The organism is Nocardia sp. NPDC006630 (assembly GCF_040611495.1).
In the GTDB taxonomy this organism is placed as follows: domain Bacteria; phylum Actinomycetota; class Actinomycetes; order Mycobacteriales; family Mycobacteriaceae; genus Nocardia.
Map to the genome: position 1 here is coordinate 103,122 of NZ_JBEXOK010000017.1, position 19,024 is coordinate 122,145.

The following is a 19,024-nucleotide window of genomic DNA, read 5'->3' on the forward strand; positions in this document are numbered from 1 at the left end:
ACCGTAGTCGCGCTACCGTGGGCATGTGGAATGCCTCGCGGTCAATTACGCGTGAACAGGCGTTTACGTCAGATGTGCTTACAGATGCAATTGCAGTTCCCGGTTTGTCCGGGTAGTGAGGTGGAACCAGATGCGGACCCTGGCCGTCGTCGGCGGAGGTGTGATCGGGCTCTCGGTGGCCTGGCGGGCCGCCGAATCGGGCTGGACGGTCACCCTGCTGGACCCGGCGCAGGGGACGGGAGCCTCCTGGGTCGCCGGCGGCATGCTCGCCCCGCTCTCCGAGGGCTGGCCGGGTGAGGACGGCGCCCTCGAATTCGGGGCCGCCTCGCTCGCCCGCTGGCCCGATTTCGCGGCCCGCCTGCGAGCCCGCACGGGTGCGGACCTGTTCACCGCGAGCCGCACCCTCACCGTCGCCCTCGACGCCGCCGACGCGGCCGATCTGCGCACCATCGCCGACTGGGTCAATGCCCGCGGACATGCCCTGCAACTGCTGGATCGGGCCGGTGTCCGTGCGGCCGAACCCGGCCTGGCCCGCACGGTCCGCGCCGGACTGCTGGCGACTTCCGAACCGGCCGTGGACAATCGCGCCCTGGTGACCGCCCTGCACGAGGCCTGCCTCGCCGCCGGGGTCGAATTTCGCGCCGAGCAGGTGACGGCCCTGGAGGATCTCCCGCACGATCGGATCGTGCTCGCCGCGGGCGCTGCCGCCGCAGCACTGTGGCCGGGCCTGCCGGTGCGCCCGGTGAAGGGTGAGATCCTGCGCCTGCGCCGCCGGCCCAGCGCACCCGTCCCGCCGCAGGGCGTGATCCGGGCGCGCGTGCACGGCCGCCCCATCTACCTGGTCCCGCGCGCGGACGGAATCGTCTTGGGCGCAACCCAATACGAGCAGGGTTTCGACACCGCCGTGACGGTCGCCGGCGTCCGCGACCTCATCACCGATGCCGAGGCGATTCTTCCGGGCATCGGCGAATACGAATTCGCCGAAGCCGCAGCGGGTTCCCGTCCGGGCTCACCGGACAGCGTCCCCCTGATCGGCTACCTGGACAATCGGGTGATCGCCGCGACCGGCCACGGCCGCAATGGAATTCTGGGTACGCCCGTCACCGCCGATGCGGTGCTCGCCCTGCTCGCCGATACCGAACTGCCCGAGGCCGCGCCCGCCGACCCCGGTCGCTTCGCCCGTACCGGCACGGCCGATATCCGGCCTGCCCGCACCGATGCCCCGACTTCTCCAGGAGGAATTCGATGACCGCTATCCCGATCGGCGTCACCGTGAACGGTGAGGACCACTCGTTCGCCGAGTCGCTCACGGTGCGCGAGCTACTGGAACAGCTGAAGCTGCCGTCCCAGGGCGTCGCGGTGGCGGTGGACGGTTCGCTGTTCCCCAAATCCAATTGGGATCAGCAGGTCGAACGCGGCTGGGAGATCGAGGTTTTGACGGCGGTGCAGGGTGGCTAGCCCGATCGGACCGCTGGTGATCGCGGGCCGCGAATTCGGCTCCCGCCTGATCATGGGTACCGGCGGGGCGGAGAACCTCACGGTGCTGGAGGAGGCGCTGATCGCCTCGGGCACCGAACTGACCACGGTCGCCATGCGCCGGGTGGACGCCGCCGGCGGCACCGGGGTGCTGGATCTGCTGAAGCGCTTGGATATCGCGCCGCTGCCCAATACCGCGGGCTGCCGCACCGCCGCCGAGGCCGTGCTCACCGCGCAGCTCGGCCGCGAGGCCCTCGACACCGACTGGGTGAAGCTCGAGGTCATCGCCGACGAGCGCACCCTGCTCCCGGACGCCATCGAACTGGTCAGTGCCGCAGAGCAATTGGTGGACGACGGTTTCACGGTGCTGCCCTACACCACCGACGATCCGGTGCTGGCCCGCCGGCTCGAGGACATCGGCTGCGCCGCCGTCATGCCGCTGGGCTCGCCCATCGGCACCGGCCTGGGCATCGGCAATCCGCACAATATCGAGATGATCGTCGCCGCCGCGGGCGTCCCGATCATTCTGGACGCGGGCATCGGCACCGCCAGCGATGCCGCGCTGGCCATGGAACTGGGCTGTTCCGCGGTGCTGCTGGCCACGGCCGTCACCCGGGCCCGCCGGCCCGCGCTGATGGCCGCCGCCATGGCCCATGCCGTGCAGGGCGGTCTGCTCGCGAGGGAGGCGGGCCGTATTCCGAAGCGCTTCTGGGCCCAGGCGTCCTCGCCCGCGGTATGACCGCTCGAAATTGCGTTGCCGCAGCTCCCCGTCCAGGGGGATGATCCTCGGGGGAGCTCGGGACCAGGTCATCCTCGAGGGGGATGCGACGCGCGACCTCGGGTCGATAGTGCCCGGCCGCATCTTCGGGAAGACTGGGCGTCATGATCGAACTGAGGGGCCTGACCAAACACTACGGGCAGACCGTCGCGGTGTCGGATCTGACGTTCACCGTGCGTCCGGGACTGGTGACCGGCTTTCTCGGCCCGAACGGGGCGGGCAAGTCGACCACCATGCGGATGATTCTGGGGTTGGACGAACCGACGTCCGGTACGGCGCTCGTCAACGGTAAGCCGTATCGAGCTCTGAAGCGCCCGCTGGAAGAGGTCGGCGCGCTGCTCGATGCCAAGTGGGTGCATCCGAACCGTTCGGCGCGTGCGCATCTGCGCTGGATGGCGGCATCCAATGACATTCCCGCCTCCCGGGTGGAGGAGGTGCTGCGTCTGGTCGGCCTCTCGGAGGTCGCCAATCGCAATGCGGGCGGTTTCTCGCTCGGCATGTCGCAGCGACTCGGCCTGGCCGGCGCGCTGCTCGGTGATCCGAAGGTGCTGCTGTTCGACGAACCGGTGAACGGCCTTGATCCCGAAGGCATTCTGTGGATTCGGCGTTTCATGCAGCGGCTCGCGAGCGAGGGCCGCACCGTGCTGGTGTCGAGCCATCTGCTGTCGGAAATGGCGCAGACCGCCGAACAGCTCATCGTGATCGGCCGCGGCAAGCTCATGGCCGATGTGTCCACCAAGGATTTCATCGAGCGCGCCTCGGAACACTCTGTGCGCGTGCGTAGTCCGCAGCTGGATCAGTTGCGCAGCGTGCTCACCTCGGGCGGTATGACGGTGCGCGAGGAGGGCGCGGACGCCGCCGGCGCCGCCCTGATCGTCACCGGCGTCACCTCCGACGCGGTCGGAAAACTGGCCGGCGCCAACGACATCACGCTCTACGAGCTGTCGCCGCAGCGCGCCTCGCTGGAGGAGGCGTTCATGCGGATGACAGGCAGCGCGGTGGAATACCACGGCGAAGGTTTCGACCAGGTGATGGGAGGGGCGCTCTGATGGGCGTGCTCGCAGCGGAACGTATCAAGCTCACCTCGACCCGGTCACCGTGGTGGTGCTCGGCCATTATCGTGGCGCTGGGTCTGGGCTTCGCCGCGCTGATCGCGGCGGTCAATCGCAACCCGAAGGCCGATTCGCCGCCGCTGAGCGTGACGAACGTCGTCGGCGGCGTGAGCGGCTTCGGCGTGCTGGTGCTGATGATTCTGGCGTCGCTGGCGGTGACCAGTGAATACCGTTTCGGCACAATCAAATCCACCTTCCTGGCCACCCCGAAGCGCGATAAGGTGCTCACCACCAAGGCGCTCATGATCGGCGTGTACGGCGCGGTGCTCATCGGGGTGCTGACCCTGCTGGCCTTCGGCCTGGCCAAGATCATCACCGGTTCCAGCGGCGGTTCCGCGCTGGAACTCTCGACCTCGGCCAATGCGCGGGCGATCTACGGCCCGGCCATCTACGCCTTCCTCGCCGTGCTGCTCGCGGTCGGTATCGGCGTCCTGGTCCGGCAGACGGCCGCCGCCATTTCGCTGATCATCCTGTGGCCCACCGTGATCGAGTCGCTGCTGAGCGCCTTTGGTAGCTTCGGCCGGAACGTGGGTGCGTTCATGCCCTTCGCCAACGCCTCGCACTTCTACTCGGTGTCCGACGGCGGCAGTACCGATTGGCACTGGGGCCCGTGGGGGAGCCTGGTGTACTTCGCGGCCTTCGTCGCGATCATTTTCGGCGCGGCATTGTTCATGGTGAACAAGCGCGACGCATAGACCCTGCCCGGGGATGCCGCCGGCCACTGCCCGGTTCGGCGGCGATCATCGGCCCGATACGGACTGGTTCCGTATCGGGCCGTTGTATGTGCGCAGAAGAGTCATGTGCGCAGAAGAACAGTGTGTGAAAACTATCGCTCCATTACCCACTCGCCTGGCTATCCAAACCACGCGTCGGTAGCATCGTTCCAGCAACCAAAACACTCCATACATCGGCGGGCCCAACGATGTGGCCGCTCAGACCGATCGGAAGGTGTGCAGGTGGCAATCATTCATCCATCCGGAGATCAAGCCCTGAGATACGCTCTGGGCGTGAGCGAGCGACCCTCCGACGACGGCGAACGCGCATCCGACGCCTCCCGTTCGGAAGGATTGGGCACCGATCGCAACCGGTCGCGTGAGGCGAACGGTGCTCGCGCGCGTGATGCGCGTGCCCCCCGTATCGACCCCGACCTGGTGATCCCGCTGGTCCCGACCGAAACGGTCGACGACAGCGACGAGTCCGATGCCGCTCCGGGCCGCCGGCGTTTCCCCGGTGGTCAGTTGTCGGGACTGGTCTCCGCCGCGAACGCGCACGGCGATCTCATCGGCGCGATCCGCAAGGCCCGCGAAAGTCTCCCCGGCGATCCCGGCTTCGGTGATCCGCTGTCGGTGTCCGGCCCCGGCAGTGCGCGCGCGGTCGCCCGCGCCGCGGACAAGCTGACCGGTGATTCGCCCAGCGCCGCACGCGAATTGGGGCTGGGCGCGCTGCAGGTCTGGCAGGCCATGCTGGAACGGGTCGGCAAGGGTCGCGGCACGCAGGAGATCACCATCATGTTCACCGATCTGGTGGCCTTCTCCAGCTGGTCCCTGACCGCCGGCGACGAACAGACCCTGGAGCTGCTGCGCCGGGTCGCCAAGGCCATCGAGCCGCCCATCGCCGATCGCGGCGGCACGGTCATCAAGCGCATGGGCGACGGCCTGATGGCCGTCTTCCCGTCCGCCGACCGGGCCGTACGGGCCGCGGTGGCGGCCAAGGAGAACCTGACCGGCGTGACCGTCGGCGGCTACCGCCCGCAGATGCGGATGGGCCTGCACACGGGCACCCCGCGCGAGATCGGCGGGGATTGGCTGGGCCTGGACGTCACGATCGCCGCACGGGTCATGGAGGCCGGTGGAAACGGCAACACCATGCTGTCGGCGGCCACCCTGGACTCCCTGCACGATGAGACGCTCGAGGAGCTGGGCTTCGGTGTGAAGCCCTATCGCCGCAGTTTCTTCGCGGCTCCTCTCAGCGGCGTGCCCGAGGATCTGCGCATCTTCCGGCTCGACGCCGAGTAGCCGACGAGCCGAGTAGCTAACTATTAGCTAAATCACGTAGAGGATCGCGCCCGCCACCGCCAGCACTCCGGCCACGCCGAGTGCGATGGCGAGCGGGCGCAGGGTCTTCCAGGTCGAATAGGCCCCGCCGAGCAGGAAGCCGGCCAGGGCAAGCAGCACGATCACGCTGACATCTGAGGACACCCGACCCAGTTTGCCTGGTGGCTCGGCTCCCGGGTGCGGCGGTGTCGGCAATTAACAAGCACGCAGGCTTGATTTTTTTCTGGGGCGATGTGACCCTGTAAGCGACCGCGGCGAAGAGGCTGCGCGAACGCGGTGTGCACAGGGAGGCCCAGTAATGAGTCAGCTCGGCGATGATCCGGAGCTCATTCGGATCGGCAACTGCTCCGGCTTCTACGGGGACCGGATGAGCGCTATGCGCGAGATGCTCGAGGGTGGGGAGCTGGATGTGCTCACCGGCGACTATCTCGCCGAGCTCACCATGCTGATCCTGGGGCGCGATCGTATGAAGGACGCGAACCTGGGTTATGCCAAGACCTTTGTGCGGCAGCTGGAGAACAGCCTCGGGCTGGCCCTCGAATCGGGTGTGCGCATTGTGGCCAATGCCGGTGGGTTGAACCCGGCGGGGCTGGCGCAGCGGGTGCGGGAGGCCGCCGAAAAGCTCGGGCTGGCACCGAAAGTCGCGTATGTGTCCGGTGACGATCTGCTGCCGCGCGCCGCGGAGCTGGGGTTGGGGGCGCCGCTGACGGCCAATGCGTACCTGGGCGCCTGGGGTATCGCCGAATGCCTGAACGCGGGCGCGGACATTGTGGTGACGGGGCGCGTCACCGACGCCGCCCTGGTCGTCGGTCCCGCCGCCGCGCACTTCGGCTGGGGGCGTGGGGATTACGACGCGCTGGCCGGAGCCGTGGTGGCCGGACACGTCATCGAGTGCGGAACACAGGCCACCGGAGGCAATTTCGCCTTCTTCACCGAGATCGCCGATCTGATGCGCCCGGGCTTCCCGATCGCCGAGGTGCGCCGCGACGGCAGCACGGTGATCACCAAGCATGCGGGCACCGGCGGCGCGGTCACCGTGGACACGGTGGAAGCGCAGCTCATGTACGAGATCCAGAGCGCGCGCTACGCCGGACCGGATGTGACCACCCGGCTCGACAGCATCGCGCTCACGCAGGAGGGACCGGATCGGGTCCTCATCAGCGGTGTGCGGGGTGAAGCGCCGCCGCCGCGAACCAAGGTGTCGCTCAACACCATCGGCGGTTTCCGCAACGAGATGGAATTCATTCTCACCGGCCTCGATATCGAGGCGAAGGTCGAACTGGTGCAGCGGCAGCTGGAAGCCTGGCTGCCGGTGCGCCCGGCGGAGCTGGACTGGACGCTCGCCCGCCTGGACCGCCCCGATGCCGAGACCGAGGAGCAGGCCAGCGCGCTGCTGCGCTGTGTGGTGCGCGATCCGGACCCGAACAAGGTCGGCCGCGGATTCTCCGCTGTGGCAGTGGAATTGGCGCTGGCCAGCTATGCGGGCTTCTCGCTGACCACGCTGCCCGGCAATGGCTCGCCCTACGGCGTGTTCACCCCCGGATACGTGGATGCGAAGGAGGTTCCGCACCTCGCGACGCTGCCCGACGGCAGCACGGTGGACATCGCCCCGGCGGGGGAGACCCTGGAACTGGCCGAGGTGCCGGAACCGGCACTGCCGCAGCTACTTCCGCAGGGCGAGACCCGCCGTGTCCCACTCGGCACCATCGCGCTGGCGCGCAGTGGTGACAAGGGCGGCAATGCCAATATCGGCGTCTGGGTGCGCACCGACGAGCAGTGGCGCTGGCTGGTGCACTCGCTCACCGTCGACGAGCTGCGCCTGCTGCTGCCGGAAACCGCGAAACTGCCCATCACCCGGCACGTACTGCCGAATCTGCGCGCGATCAATTTCATTGTCGAGGGCCTGCTCGGCGCTGGCGTGGCCTATCAGGCGCGCTTCGATCCGCAGGCCAAGGGGCTCGGGGAATGGCTGCGAGCCCGGCACATCGAGATACCTGTGGAGCTTCTGGCATGAGCGGTCAGGGCCCGAAGGAGGCAGCCTGCGTAACCACGCAGGTCCCCCGAGCATGCCGAAAGGGCACAGCATGAGCTACGTGAACCAGTGGGAGACGCCCGAGCGGCGCGAATTGCGCGCCACCGTGCGCGGATTCACCGAGCGCGAGGTGCTGCCGTACCTGAACGACTGGGAGCGGGACGGCCTGCTCCCGCGTGAGCTGCACAAGAAGGCCGGTGCGCTGGGCCTGCTCGGCATCCAGTTCCCGGAGTCCGCGGGCGGTGCCAGCGGCGATCCCATCGACGCGGCCATCGTGTGCGAGGAAATGCACTACGCCGGTGGCTCGGGCGGCCTGTTCGCCTCGCTGTTCACCTGCGGTATCGCGGTGCCGCACATTATCGCCTCCGGCAATGCCGAGCACATCGAGCGCTGGGTGAAGCCGACCCTCGCGGGCGAGCTGATCGGTTCGCTGGCCATTACCGAGCCCGGCGGCGGCTCCGATGTCGGGCACCTCACCACCAGCGCGGTCCGCGACGGCGACGAGTTCATCGTCAACGGCGCGAAGACCTTCATCACCTCCGGTGTGCGCGCCGACTACGTGGTGACGGCCGTGCGCACGGGCGGCAAAGGCGCGGCAGGGGTTTCGCTGCTGGTGGTGGAGAAGGGCACGCCCGGATTCACCGTCAGCCGCAAGCTGGACAAGATGGGCTGGCTCTGCTCCGATACGGCGGAACTGTCGTATGTGGATGTGCGCGTACCGGTCTCGAATCTGGTCGGCCCGGAAAACTCCGGATTCGCCCAGATCGCCAATGCTTTCGTGAGCGAGCGGGTCGGCCTGGCCACCCAGTCCTACGCGCACGCGCAGCGCTGCCTGGACCTCACTCTGGCCTGGTGCCGCGACCGCGAGACCTTCGGCCGCCCGCTCATCAGCCGTCAGGCCGTGCAGAACACGCTGTCGGAGATGGCCCGTCGCATCGATGTGGCCCGGGTGTACTCCCGGCATGTGGCCGAACGCGCCGCGAGCGGTGAGACCGATCTGATCGCCGAGGTGTGCTTCGCCAAGAACACCGCGGTGGAGACGGCCGAATGGGTGGCCCACCAGGCCGTGCAGCTGTTCGGCGGGCTCGGCTACATGCGTGAGTCCGAAGTCGAGCGCCAATACCGGGACGTGCGCATTCTCGGCATCGGCGGCGGCACCAACGAGATCCTGACCGCCCTGGCGGCAAAGCGATTGGGGTTCCAGTCTTGAGTATTCTGCGCACCTCCGTAGACCCGAAGTCGGCGGACTATCAGGCCGCCGCCGAGGCGATGACGGCCAAACTCGACGAGGTCGAGGCCGAGTACGAGAAGAACATCGCCGGCGGCGGGCCGGACAAGATGGCGCGGCATCGCAAGCGCGGCAAGCTGACCGCGCGCGAACGCATCGAACTGCTGCTCGATGAGGATTCGCCGTTCCTGGAGCTGGCGCCGCTCGCCGCGTGGGGCAGCGATTTCCATGTCGGCGCCAGCGTCATCGCGGGCATCGGCATTGTCGAAGGCGTCGAATGCATGATCGTGGCGCCCGATCCGACCGTGCGCGGCGGCACCTCGAATCCGTGGACGCTGCGGAAGAACCTGCGCATGAACGATATCGCGCTGGAGAACCGCCTGCCGGTCATCGGCCTGGTGGAGTCCGGTGGTGCGGATCTGCCCACGCAGAAAGAGGTTTTCGTCCCGGGCGGCCGGATGTTCCGCGACCTGACCCGGTTGTCGGCGGCCGGAATCCCCACCATCGCACTGGTTTTCGGCAATTCGACCGCCGGTGGCGCGTACATCCCCGGCATGTCGGACTACACCGTGATGATCAAGGATCGCTCCAAGGTATTCCTCGGCGGCCCGCCGCTGGTGAAGATGGCCACCGGTGAGGAGTCCGACGACGAATCGCTGGGCGGCGCCGAAATGCACGCTCGCGTCTCGGGTTTGGCGGACTACCTGGCCGTCGACGAGCAGGACGCGATTCGCCTCGGCCGCTCGATCATCCGCCGGTTGAACTGGGAGAAGAAGGGCCCGGCCCCGCGCGCGATCACCGAGGTGATCGAGCCGCTGTACAGCCAGGAGGAGCTGGTCGGCATCGTGCCGGGCGACCTCAAGATCCCGTTCGACCCCCGCGAGGTCATCGCCCGCGTGGTGGACGGTTCCGATTTCGACGAGTTCAAGCCGCTCTACGGCTCCAGCCTCGTGACGGGATGGGCTGAGCTGCACGGTTATCCGGTCGGCATTCTGGCCAATGCCCGCGGCGTGCTCTTCTCGGAGGAGGCGCAGAAGGCGGCGCAGTTCATCCAGCTGGCCAATCAGAAGAACACCCCGCTGCTGTTCCTGCACAACACCACCGGCTACATGGTCGGCAAGGAGTACGAGCAGAAGGGCATCATCAAGCACGGCGCGATGATGATCAATGCGGTGTCCAACTCCAAGGTGCCGCATATTTCGCTGCTCATGGGCGCGTCCTACGGCGCGGGCCACTACGGCATGTGCGGTCGCGCCTACGATCCGCGCTTCGTCTTCGCCTGGCCCAGTGCGAAATCCGCCGTCATGGGCGGTGCGCAGCTGGCCGGTGTCATCTCCATCGTCGGCCGGGCCGCCAATGAGGCGCGCGGCATTCCGTTCGACGAGGCCGCCGACGCCGGTATCCGCGCCATGATCGAGGCGCAGATCGAGGCCGAATCGCTGCCCATGTTCATGTCGGGCCGCCTCTACGACGACGGCGTCATCGACCCCCGTGATACCCGCACGGTATTGGGAATGGCCTTGTCCGCCATCCACAATGCCCCGATCAAGGGCGCCGAGGGCTTCGGCGTCTTCCGAATGTGAGTGCGGTTATGGACATTACGAACGTTCTGGTCGCCAATCGTGGTGAGATCGCGCGCCGAGTATTCGCCACCTGCCGTCGCATGGGAATCGCCACCACCGCGGTGTATTCGGACGCCGATGCCGCCGCACCGCATGTGGCCGAAGCCGATGCGGCCATCCGGCTGCCGGGCAACACCCCGGCAGAGACCTACCTGCGCGCCGATCTGATCATCGAAGCCGCCCGGGCAGCGGGAGCCGACGCCATTCACCCCGGCTACGGATTCCTTTCGGAGAACGCCGAATTCGCGCGCGCAGTCCTGGACGCGGGCCTGACCTGGATCGGCCCGCCGGTCGAGGCCATCGAGCAGATGGGCTCCAAGGTCGAGTCCAAGAAGATGATGGACGCCGCCGGTGTCCCGGTGCTCGCCGAGCTCGACCCGGCCGAGGTCACCGCGGACATGCTGCCGGTGCTCATCAAGGCCTCCGCCGGCGGCGGCGGCCGAGGTATGCGCGTGGTGCGCGACCTCGCCGAGCTGACCGAGCAGCTGGAAGGCGCACGGCGCGAGGCGGCGTCGGCCTTCGGCGATCCGACCGTGTTCTGTGAGCGCTACCTGGAGACCGGCCGTCATATCGAGGTCCAGGTCATGGCCGATACGCAGGGCACCGTGTGGGCCGTCAGCGAGCGCGAATGCTCCATCCAGCGTCGCCATCAGAAGGTTGTCGAAGAAGCGCCGTCGCCGCTCGTCGAGAAGATCGACGGGATGCGGGCGCGGCTTTTCGAGGCGGCCCGGCTGGCGACCGAGGCCATCGGTTACGACGGTGCGGGCACCGTCGAATTCCTGGCCGACGAGAAGGGCGACTTCTTCTTCCTGGAGATGAATACCCGTCTGCAGGTGGAACATCCGGTCACCGAACAGGTGACCGGGCTGGATCTGGTGCGCCTGCAATTGCAGGTGGCGGCGGGTCGCCCGCTGCCGGCGCAGCAGCCCGCCATGCGCGGTCACTCCATCGAGGTGCGGCTCTACGCCGAGGATCCGGCGCACGACTGGCAGCCGCAGAGCGGTCCGGTGCACAAGCTCGAAATCCCGGGCACCATAGGTGAATTCACCGTGCTGACCGAGCCGGGCGTGCGCCTGGACACCGGTGTGGTGGACGGTTCCGTGGTCGGCGTGCACTACGACCCGATGCTGTCGAAGGTCATCTCCTACGCCGACACCCGCGACGAGGCCGCGCACCTGCTGGCATCGGCCTTGCAGCGGGCCAAGATTCACGGCCTGGTCACCAATCGGGACCTGCTGGTGCGGGTGCTGCGGCATCCGGCCTTCCTGGCCGGGGACACCGATACCGCCTTCTTCGCCACGCACGGCCTGGACGTGCTGTCCGCACCGCTGGCCTCGGAGCCCGATGAGGCGCTGTCCATCGTGGCGGCCGCCCTCGCCGATGCCGCCGCGAATCGGCAGGCGGCACGGGTGGTTCGGGGCCTGCCGAGCGGCTGGCGCAATCTGCCGTCGCAGACCCAGTCCAAGTCCTACGAGAGCCGTCTGACCGGTAAGCACGAGGTGCGCTACCGGCTCACCCGCGCCGGTGTCGAGGTGGATGGGCATCCCGGGCTCGAATTGCTGGAAGCCACACCGGATCTCGTGGTGCTGCAGGTGCCGGGGGAGCGCGGTGCGGTCCGCCGCCGCTTCGAGATCGCCCGCTACGGCGATCTGGTGGCCGTCGATTCCCCGCTCGGTCCGGTGGCGGTGCGCCGCCTGCCGCGTTTCGAGGATCCCGCCGATCAGGTGGCCGAGGGCTCACTGCTCGCACCCATGCCCGGCGCCGTCATTCGCGTCGCGGCGGAAGCGGGCAGCCGGGTCGAGAAGGGCCAGCCGATCCTGTGGCTGGAGGCGATGAAGATGGAGCACACCATCGCCGCCCCCGTCACCGGAATTCTCACCGAATTGAACGTCACCACCGGCCAGCAGGTCGAGGTCGGCACCGTACTGGCCGTGGTCCAGGCCGACAGCGAAGATCAGGAGTAGGCAATGAGTTTCGTGGAAACCGACGAACAGAAGGCGCTGCGCGCCGCGGTAGCTCAGCTGGCCGCCAAGTACAACTTCCGCGATTACGCCGGACCCAAGGCCCGCAAGGGTGAGCCGTTCGACGAATTGTGGGACGAGGCGGGCAAACTCGGCTTCCTCGGCGTGAACCTGCCGGAGGAGTACGGCGGTGGCGGCGCGGGCATCTACGAGCTGGCGCTGGTGCAGGAGGAACTGGCCGCGCGCGGCTGCGGCCTGCTGCTCATGGTGGTGTCCCCGGCCATCTGCGGCACCATCATCACCAAGTACGGTACCGAGGCGCAGAAGCAGGAGTGGCTGACCAAGCTGGCCGATGGCTCCGGCAAGATGGTGTTCGGCATTACCGAGCCGGACGCCGGTTCGAACTCGCACAAGATCACCACCACCGCGCGCCGCGACGGTGAGGACTGGATCCTCAGCGGCCGCAAGATCTTCATCTCCGGTGTGGATCAGGCCGAGGCCGTGCTCATCGTGGCCCGCAGCGAGAATGCCAAGACCGGCAATCTGCAGCCCGCCCTGTTCATCGTCCCGACCGACGCCCCCGGCTTCGTGAAGACGAAGCAGGAGATGGACATCATCGAGCCGGACAATCAGTTCACGCTCTTCCTCGATGATGTGCGCCTGCCCGCCACCGCGCTGGTCGGCAAGGAGGACGCCGCCATCGCGCAGCTGTTCGCCGGACTCAATCCGGAGCGCATCATGGGTGCGGCCATGGCCGTGGGCATGGGCCGCTACGCCATCGACCAGGCCGTCGCCTACGCCAAGGAGCGTTCGGTGTGGAAGGGTGTGCCGATCGGTGCGCACCAGGGTATTTCGCATCCGCTGGCCCAGGTGAAGATCGAACTGGAGCTGGCCAAGCTGATGATGCAGAAGGCCGCGCACCTCTACGACGCCGGTGACGAATTCGGTGCGGCGGAGGCGGCCAATATGTCGAAATACGCTGCGGCGGAGGCCAGTATCAAGGCGCTCGATCAGTCCATCCAGACGCACGGCGGGGCGGGCCTGACCTCCGATGTCGGCCTGGCGGGCATGCTCGCCGCCTCGCGCATCGCCCGGGTCGCCCCGGTCAGCCGCGAGATGATCCTCAACTTCGTCGCGCAGCATTCGCTCGGTTTGCCCCGGTCGTACTGAGCCGCACCGATATTCGAGAAGCCAGGAGATCTCATGAGTGACACCGCCCCCGACGCGCCGTTCGTGCGCTACGAGGTGCAGGACGGGTTCGCCGTGCTCACCCTCGATTCCCCGCACAATCGCAATGCGCTCTCGTCCCGGCTGGTGACCGAGCTGCTACAGGGGCTCGGCCGGGCGGCCGAGGACACCGAGGTGCGCGGGGTGGTGCTCACTCATACCGGCAATACCTTCTGTGCCGGTGCGGATCTGCGCGAGGCCATCGACGCCGACCCGTCGGCGGCCGCCGAGATCCGGACCGGCTGGATGGTGCAGGTGCTGCGCCGCATCCTGGAACTGCCCAAGCCGGTGCTCGCCCGGATCGACGGCAATGTGCGCGCGGGCGGTATGGGCATCGTCGCCGCCTGCGATATCGCGGTCGCGGGTCGCGGCAGCAGTTTCGCGCTCACCGAGGCGCGATTGGGGCTGGCCCCGTTCGTGATTTCGCTGACGTTGCTGCCGCGGATGACCTCCCGGGCCGCCGCCCGGTACTTCCAGACCGGTGAGACCTTCGACGCCGCGGAGGCCGAACGCACCGGACTCATCACCATTGCCGCGGACGATCCGGTAGCCGAGGTGAATCAGCTGGTCAGCGCGCTGCGCAAGGGGTCCCCGCAGGGCCTGGCCGAGAGCAAGCGGCTCACCACCGCGGCCACGCTGCGCGAGTTCGACGGCTATGCCGACACCCTGGCCAAACGCTCCGGCAGCTTCTTCGGCACCGCCGAGGTGATCGAGGGCATGACGGCCTTCTTCGAGCGCCGCCCGCCGAGCTGGGCACAATAGCCACCATGGCTACACCCCACGAACCCAAGCAGGACCGCAGCCGGGCCACCCGGCAGCGGCTGCTGGAGGCGACCATCGACTGCCTGGCCGAAACCGGCTGGGCAGCGGCGACGGTCGCCGTGGTCGCCGAACGGGCCGGGGTGTCACGCGGCGCGGCACAGCATCACTTCCCGACTCGGGAGGATCTGATCACCGCCGCCCTCGAGTACATGTTCGACACCCGCATGGCCCAGTCGCTGGCCGATTCCAAGGCCATCGGCGAGGTGGCCGCGGGTGTGGGTCGCACCGAAGCCGTGGTGACCGCGCTGGTCGAAGGCTTCACCACGCCGCTGTTCAAGGCCGCCCTCCAGGTGTGGACACATGCGGCCGCCGATCCCGCGCTGCGAGAGCGCATCGTGCCGCTCGAGGCCCGCTTCGGCCGCGTCTCACACCGCATGGCGGTGGAGGCGCTCGGCGTGGACGACTCCGATCCTGTTGCGCACCACCTGGTTCAGGCCACCCTCGACCTGGCACGCGGCCTGGGCCTCGCCGATGTGCTGACCGACGACTCCCTGCGCCGCAAGGAGATCGTCCAGCAGTGGGCCGCCACGCTGCATACCGCACTCGCTGCCACCCAGCACTGACTGCGAATCCATACTCGGGACCACCCCCCGTCATCCCGGCATGCTTGTGGCCGGGATCCGCGCATGCTGGTCGGAAGTCCGGGGTAGATCCCGGCCGAAAACGCGCCGGGATGACAGGGGTGCGGGGCGTCGTACCTGCGGTGACGGCAGCCACGATTGCCGTGACGGGTGCTGCGAATCACGCCTGAACTGCGACGATACGTGAATTGCATCATTGTTGGGCGCTTGTCCAGTGGCATACGTTGGGCTAACTCTGAACCCGATCCTCGAAGGACAACGCTGTGCCCATCATCGATCTCGGCTCTGCCGCACTGAATCTCGCGAATGTTGTCACCAGCATCGCGTCCAACATCACGTACCTGCTGCACTCGTGGGGCCTCGCCTGATTCGGATGCCTCACCGGTGGTAATACGTCACTGGCGATAGACAACAGAACGCCCGGCACCACTGGTGCCGGGCGTTCTGCTGTCCCCTGGCTGCCGGTCCGACCCGGCTGCGAGGTTTTACTGCGGTGTCGCGGTCTTCGGTGCGGTCAGGTCGTAGAGGGTTACCCCGTCCACCTGCTTCGCGGTGAAGTTCGCCTGCACCCACTGGGAGATTTCGGAACTCGCATTGCTGCCGCCGGTCCCGGCGGTGCCGCCGCGGCCGCCGCCGCCACCGTCACCACTGCTGATGAAGTAGTGGATCTCGCCGCCCGCGACATCCTGCTGGAACTGCTGCAGCGTCGGCGACGGATCGCTGCCGTTGAAGCCGCCGATCGGCATGACCGGCAGCTGCGTGGCCAGCTGGAAGCCGGCGGCGCTATTGGAGCCGATGGCCGCGGCCACCCAGGTGTAGGAGTCGCCGTTCGCCGCCAGCAGGGCGGTGACCTGCGCACTCGGCTTGCTGGCCATCATGAGCCCGCCTGCCGCGCCACCCATGCGATCGCCGCCGCCCCAGCCCGCCGCCCCGGGACCTTGGCCTGCCCCCGCTCCCTGACCTGCGCCGGGTGCCTGGCCTCCGCCTGGTGTCTGGCCCGCGCCCGGTCCGGCATTGTTGCGGTGATTGCCACCGCCCGCGTTCGGGCCGTGATTGCCACCGCCACCCTGTCGCGGTCCGCCGAAGCCACCGAAGCCGCCGCGTACCGCCGGTCCGGCACTGGGGATCGGTCCCTCGTGTCCGGTCGCGAGGGTATCCACCGTGTAGGCGAGCGGTCCGGCGAGGCCGATGAGCACCGCGGCACTCGCCGCGACCAGCGACAGCTTGCGCGGCAGCGGGATCAGCAGCGTCACCGTGGCGGCAATCCCGGCGATCAGCACGGTCCAGCGCAACCACGGCTGGAAGGATTCGGTGCGGGAGAGCAGCATCCACGACGTCGCGACGGTCAGGCCCAGTGCCAGCGCCAATGTCGCACGCACCCAAGGCTTTTCGCGTTCGGCCCAGAGCTGTACCACGCCGATGCCGATCAAAGCCGCCACCGCGGGGGCCAAGGCCACCGTGTAGTACTGGTGGAAAATGCCCTTCATGAAGCTGAAGACCAGTCCGGTGGTGAGCAGCCAGCCGCCCCACATGATCAGTGCGGCGCGCTTCTGATCGGTGCGAGCGAGCCTGCCGCGCAGGACGAGTCCGGCGACCAGCAGCACCAGCGCCGCCGGAATGAGCCAGGCGATCTGCCCGCCCTGTGCGGGCTGGAACAGCCGGGTGATACCGGTTTCGCCCCACATGCCGTGCCCGCCGGCCCCGCCACCCGGGCCGCCGCCTCCGGTGCTGCCGGTCTCATCGCCATTGAGGCGGCCGAGGCCGTTGTAGCCGAAGGTCAGTTCGAGAATCGAATTGTGCTGGGAGCCACCGAAGTACGGGTGGTCGTCATCCGGCCACAGTTCCGCGATGAGCAGCCACCAGCCCGCGCCCGCCACCATGGCCGCGCCCGCGGTGCACAGCTGCGCGATGCGCTTGCCGAGCTTGGGCGGTCCGGCGATGAGATAGGCCAGCGCCAGCGGGGGCACCACCAGCAGCACCTGCAGCTGTTTGGTCAGGAAGCCGAGGCCGAGGAACACTCCGGCGGAAAGCATCCAGCGCCACCGCCCGTCCTCCACCGCCCGGGTCATGGCCCAGGTGCCGGCGACCATGAGCAGCACCAGCAGCGCGTCCGGATTGTTGAACCGGAACATCAGTGCCGCAACGGGAGTCACGGCCAGAACCAGTCCGGCCAGCAGCCCGGCGACCGGGCCGAAGCTCCGGCGTACGGTCGCCCACAGCAGCGCCACCGAGGCCACGCCGATGAGCGCCTGCGGCAGCAGCACGCTCCAGTAGTGCAGTCCGAAGATCCGCACCGAGATTTCCATCGGCCACAGCGACAGCGGGGTCTTGTCCACCGTGATGGAGTTCGCGCCGTCGGAGGAGCCGAAGAAGAAGGCCTTCCAGGACACCGAACCCGCTTGCACCGCAGCGGCATAGAACGAATTCGCCCAGCCGTTGACCGACAGGTTCTGCAGATACGCGATCGCGGTCCCGATCAGCAGCACCGCCAGCGCCGGGTACTCCCAGCGCCGGTTGCGCGTCTGTACGGGGGGAACGTCGGGAGCGATCGGCCGGGGATCGGCCAGTGTCGCCGTCACGGGCGGATCCCGGTCACGGTCGCCCGGTGCGGCGAGGCTCCGGCCTGGCGAAACACCCAGCGCAGACCCACGAATCGGATCAGCGTGGCCAGCAGGTTGGCAATGACCAGCACCGCAAGTTCCAGATGCACGGCGGAGTCCGGAGCCCAGTGATGCAGGGCGAAGAGCGATCCGCTGGTCAGGAACAGGCCGATGCCGAACAGCAGCAGACCTTGCAGTTGATGCGATACCGCCTGGGTCGCGCCGCGCACACCGAAGGTGAAGGTGCGGTTGGCCGCGGTGTTCGCGACGGCGGTGATGAGCAGTGCCAGGAAGTTGGCGACCTGTGCGCCCGTGAACGATTGCAGCAGCACGTACAGCAGCATGTAGGCGAGCGTGGAGCCGATGCCGACGATGCCGAAGCGCACCAGCTGCCCGACCATGCCCAGCGGCACGCCCTCCATGAGCGGTTCCCGGCCGATGGCCGCGCGCAGCTCATTGATGGGCAGGCGCCCGCTGCCCAGCGCGCGCCCGACGCGCCACACGCCCTGCAGATCCTTGCGGGCGGTGTCGATGATGTCGACGCTGCTGTCCGGATCGTCGATCCAGTCCACCGGCACCTCGTGGATGCGTAGTCCGATGCGCTCGGCCAGCACCAGTAGCTCGGTGTCGAAGAACCATTCGCCGTCCTCCACCAGCGGCAGCACCATGCGGGCCACCTGGGCGCGCATGGCCTTGAAGCCACACTGCGCATCGGAGAACTTGGCCTGCAGCGAGGTGCGCAGGATGAGGTTGTAGCAGCGCGAGATGAATTCGCGCTTGGGTCCGCGGACCACCCGTGAGGAGGCGGCGAGCCGGGTGCCGATGGCCAGATCCGAATGTCCGGAGACCAGCGGCGCCACCAGCGGCAGCAGTGCGTTCAGATCGGTCGAGAGATCGACGTCCATGTACGCGACGACCTGTGCGTCGGAGCCCTGCCAGACCTCCCGCAGCGCCCGCCCGCGGCCCTTGCGATCGAGATGCACCACGCGCACCCCTTCGAGCTGGTCGGCGAGATGGTTCGCGACCTGCAGGGTGGAATCGGTGGATGCGTTGTCGGCGATGGTGATTCGCGCCGTGAACGGAAAATTGTCATTGAGAAACGCGTGCAGCCGCAGCACACACGGCCCGAGGTCAGCTTCCTCGTTGTAGACGGGAACGACCACATCCACGACGGGCGTGGTCACGGACTCTACTGGTTCCGCCGCCCGGACGGCGGTCACGGTCTCCGACATGATCACTACGCTCGCCGACCACGCTGGGCCGGGACTGCGGCAGAGCTGGGAAGTTCCTGGGAGCAAGTAGCTGTTTGTTCGCGCTCACCTGCTATTGATCAGCTATCGCAGGCGGTGGCGGCCCGGGGGATGGCCGGCGCAAGATCCACGAAAATATCGCGCACGTGCTGGTGAACAATAGGAAGCCGCCGACTGCGGCTCGGCGATCGACGTGGCCGGCGAGTTTGCATCACATTCGCTGGGGTGATCTCGCATCCCAGCTATCGAGCCTCGGATACCGTCCTGCGAGCCGGGCGTGT

16 protein-coding genes are annotated in these 19,024 nt (G+C 67.9%); 13 read left to right on the forward strand and 3 right to left on the reverse strand.

Annotation, left to right across the window (positions count from 1 at the left end; all coding sequences use genetic code 11):
• The first annotated feature begins 130 nt into the window (after positions 1 to 130).
• The 6 genes from thiO (at position 131) to ABZX86_RS37350 (ending at position 5,381) form a co-directional block, all read left to right on the forward strand.
• Positions 131 to 1,249, forward strand: a complete 1,119-nt coding sequence (gene thiO / locus ABZX86_RS37325) for a glycine oxidase ThiO (RefSeq protein ID WP_355130717.1) — start codon at positions 131 to 133, stop codon at positions 1,247 to 1,249.
• Complete coding sequence (gene thiS, locus ABZX86_RS37330) at positions 1,246 to 1,458, forward strand: sulfur carrier protein ThiS (protein ID WP_355130719.1); 213 nt, start codon at positions 1,246 to 1,248, stop codon at positions 1,456 to 1,458. The genes thiO and thiS overlap by 4 nt, the downstream gene beginning before the upstream one ends.
• Positions 1,451 to 2,215 (forward strand): thiazole synthase, encoded by a 765-nt coding sequence (locus ABZX86_RS37335; RefSeq protein WP_327142627.1) that lies wholly within the window; start codon positions 1,451 to 1,453, stop codon positions 2,213 to 2,215. The genes thiS and ABZX86_RS37335 overlap by 8 nt, the downstream gene beginning before the upstream one ends.
• A gap of 143 nt (positions 2,216 to 2,358) precedes the next feature.
• Positions 2,359 to 3,303, forward strand: a complete 945-nt coding sequence (locus tag ABZX86_RS37340) for an ATP-binding cassette domain-containing protein (RefSeq protein ID WP_355130721.1) — start codon at positions 2,359 to 2,361, stop codon at positions 3,301 to 3,303.
• Entirely contained in the window at positions 3,303 to 4,061 is a 759-nt protein-coding gene (locus ABZX86_RS37345; RefSeq protein WP_327142625.1) for an ABC transporter permease, read from the forward strand. Before ABZX86_RS37340 ends, ABZX86_RS37345 begins: the two co-directional genes overlap by 1 nt.
• Positions 4,062 to 4,604: 543 nt before the next feature.
• Complete coding sequence (locus ABZX86_RS37350; RefSeq protein WP_355130766.1) at positions 4,605 to 5,381, forward strand: adenylate/guanylate cyclase domain-containing protein; 777 nt, start codon at positions 4,605 to 4,607, stop codon at positions 5,379 to 5,381.
• Between the two features lie 27 nt (positions 5,382 to 5,408).
• On the opposite strand, the gene ABZX86_RS37355 is transcribed toward ABZX86_RS37350, so the two are convergent.
• Complete coding sequence (locus tag ABZX86_RS37355; RefSeq protein ID WP_327142624.1) at positions 5,409 to 5,564, reverse strand: hypothetical protein; 156 nt, start codon at positions 5,562 to 5,564, stop codon at positions 5,409 to 5,411.
• Positions 5,565 to 5,718: 154 nt separating this feature from the next.
• Here ABZX86_RS37355 and ABZX86_RS37360 point away from each other — a divergent pair, with 154 nt between their 5' ends.
• The 7 genes from ABZX86_RS37360 (at position 5,719) to ABZX86_RS37390 (ending at position 14,875) form a co-directional block, all read left to right on the forward strand.
• Complete coding sequence (locus ABZX86_RS37360; protein ID WP_355130724.1) at positions 5,719 to 7,434, forward strand: acyclic terpene utilization AtuA family protein; 1,716 nt, start codon at positions 5,719 to 5,721, stop codon at positions 7,432 to 7,434.
• Positions 7,435 to 7,513: 79 nt separating this feature from the next.
• The gene (locus ABZX86_RS37365; RefSeq protein ID WP_355130768.1) at positions 7,514 to 8,662 is read left to right on the forward strand and encodes an acyl-CoA dehydrogenase family protein; all 1,149 of its coding nucleotides are present in this window, start codon (positions 7,514 to 7,516) and stop codon (positions 8,660 to 8,662) included.
• On the forward strand, positions 8,659 to 10,263 hold the full coding sequence (locus ABZX86_RS37370; protein ID WP_327142622.1) for a carboxyl transferase domain-containing protein: 1,605 nt from the start codon (positions 8,659 to 8,661) through the stop codon (positions 10,261 to 10,263). Before ABZX86_RS37365 ends, ABZX86_RS37370 begins: the two co-directional genes overlap by 4 nt.
• Positions 10,264 to 10,271: 8 nt before the next feature.
• A complete protein-coding gene (locus tag ABZX86_RS37375) occupies positions 10,272 to 12,266 on the forward strand; it encodes a biotin carboxylase N-terminal domain-containing protein (RefSeq protein ID WP_355130726.1) in 1,995 nt (664 codons plus the stop codon).
• 3 nt (positions 12,267 to 12,269) lie between these two features.
• Positions 12,270 to 13,433: an acyl-CoA dehydrogenase family protein gene (locus tag ABZX86_RS37380; protein WP_327142620.1), complete on the forward strand. Its 1,164-nt coding sequence runs from the start codon at positions 12,270 to 12,272 to the stop codon at positions 13,431 to 13,433.
• Between the two features lie 33 nt (positions 13,434 to 13,466).
• Entirely contained in the window at positions 13,467 to 14,252 is a 786-nt protein-coding gene (locus tag ABZX86_RS37385; RefSeq protein WP_355130728.1) for an enoyl-CoA hydratase family protein, read from the forward strand.
• 5 nt (positions 14,253 to 14,257) lie between these two features.
• Entirely contained in the window at positions 14,258 to 14,875 is a 618-nt protein-coding gene (locus ABZX86_RS37390; RefSeq protein ID WP_327142618.1) for a TetR/AcrR family transcriptional regulator, read from the forward strand.
• Between the two features lie 503 nt (positions 14,876 to 15,378).
• Here ABZX86_RS37390 and ABZX86_RS37395 read toward each other — a convergent pair.
• Both ABZX86_RS37395 and ABZX86_RS37400 read right to left on the reverse strand, forming a co-directional pair.
• Entirely contained in the window at positions 15,379 to 17,472 is a 2,094-nt protein-coding gene (locus tag ABZX86_RS37395; protein ID WP_355130730.1) for a glycosyltransferase family 39 protein, read from the reverse strand.
• On the reverse strand, positions 17,469 to 18,725 hold the full coding sequence (locus ABZX86_RS37400) for a bifunctional glycosyltransferase family 2/GtrA family protein (RefSeq protein WP_355130732.1): 1,257 nt from the start codon (positions 18,723 to 18,725) through the stop codon (positions 17,469 to 17,471). Before ABZX86_RS37400 ends, ABZX86_RS37395 begins: the two co-directional genes overlap by 4 nt.
• Between the last annotated feature and the right edge of the window lie 299 nt (positions 18,726 to 19,024).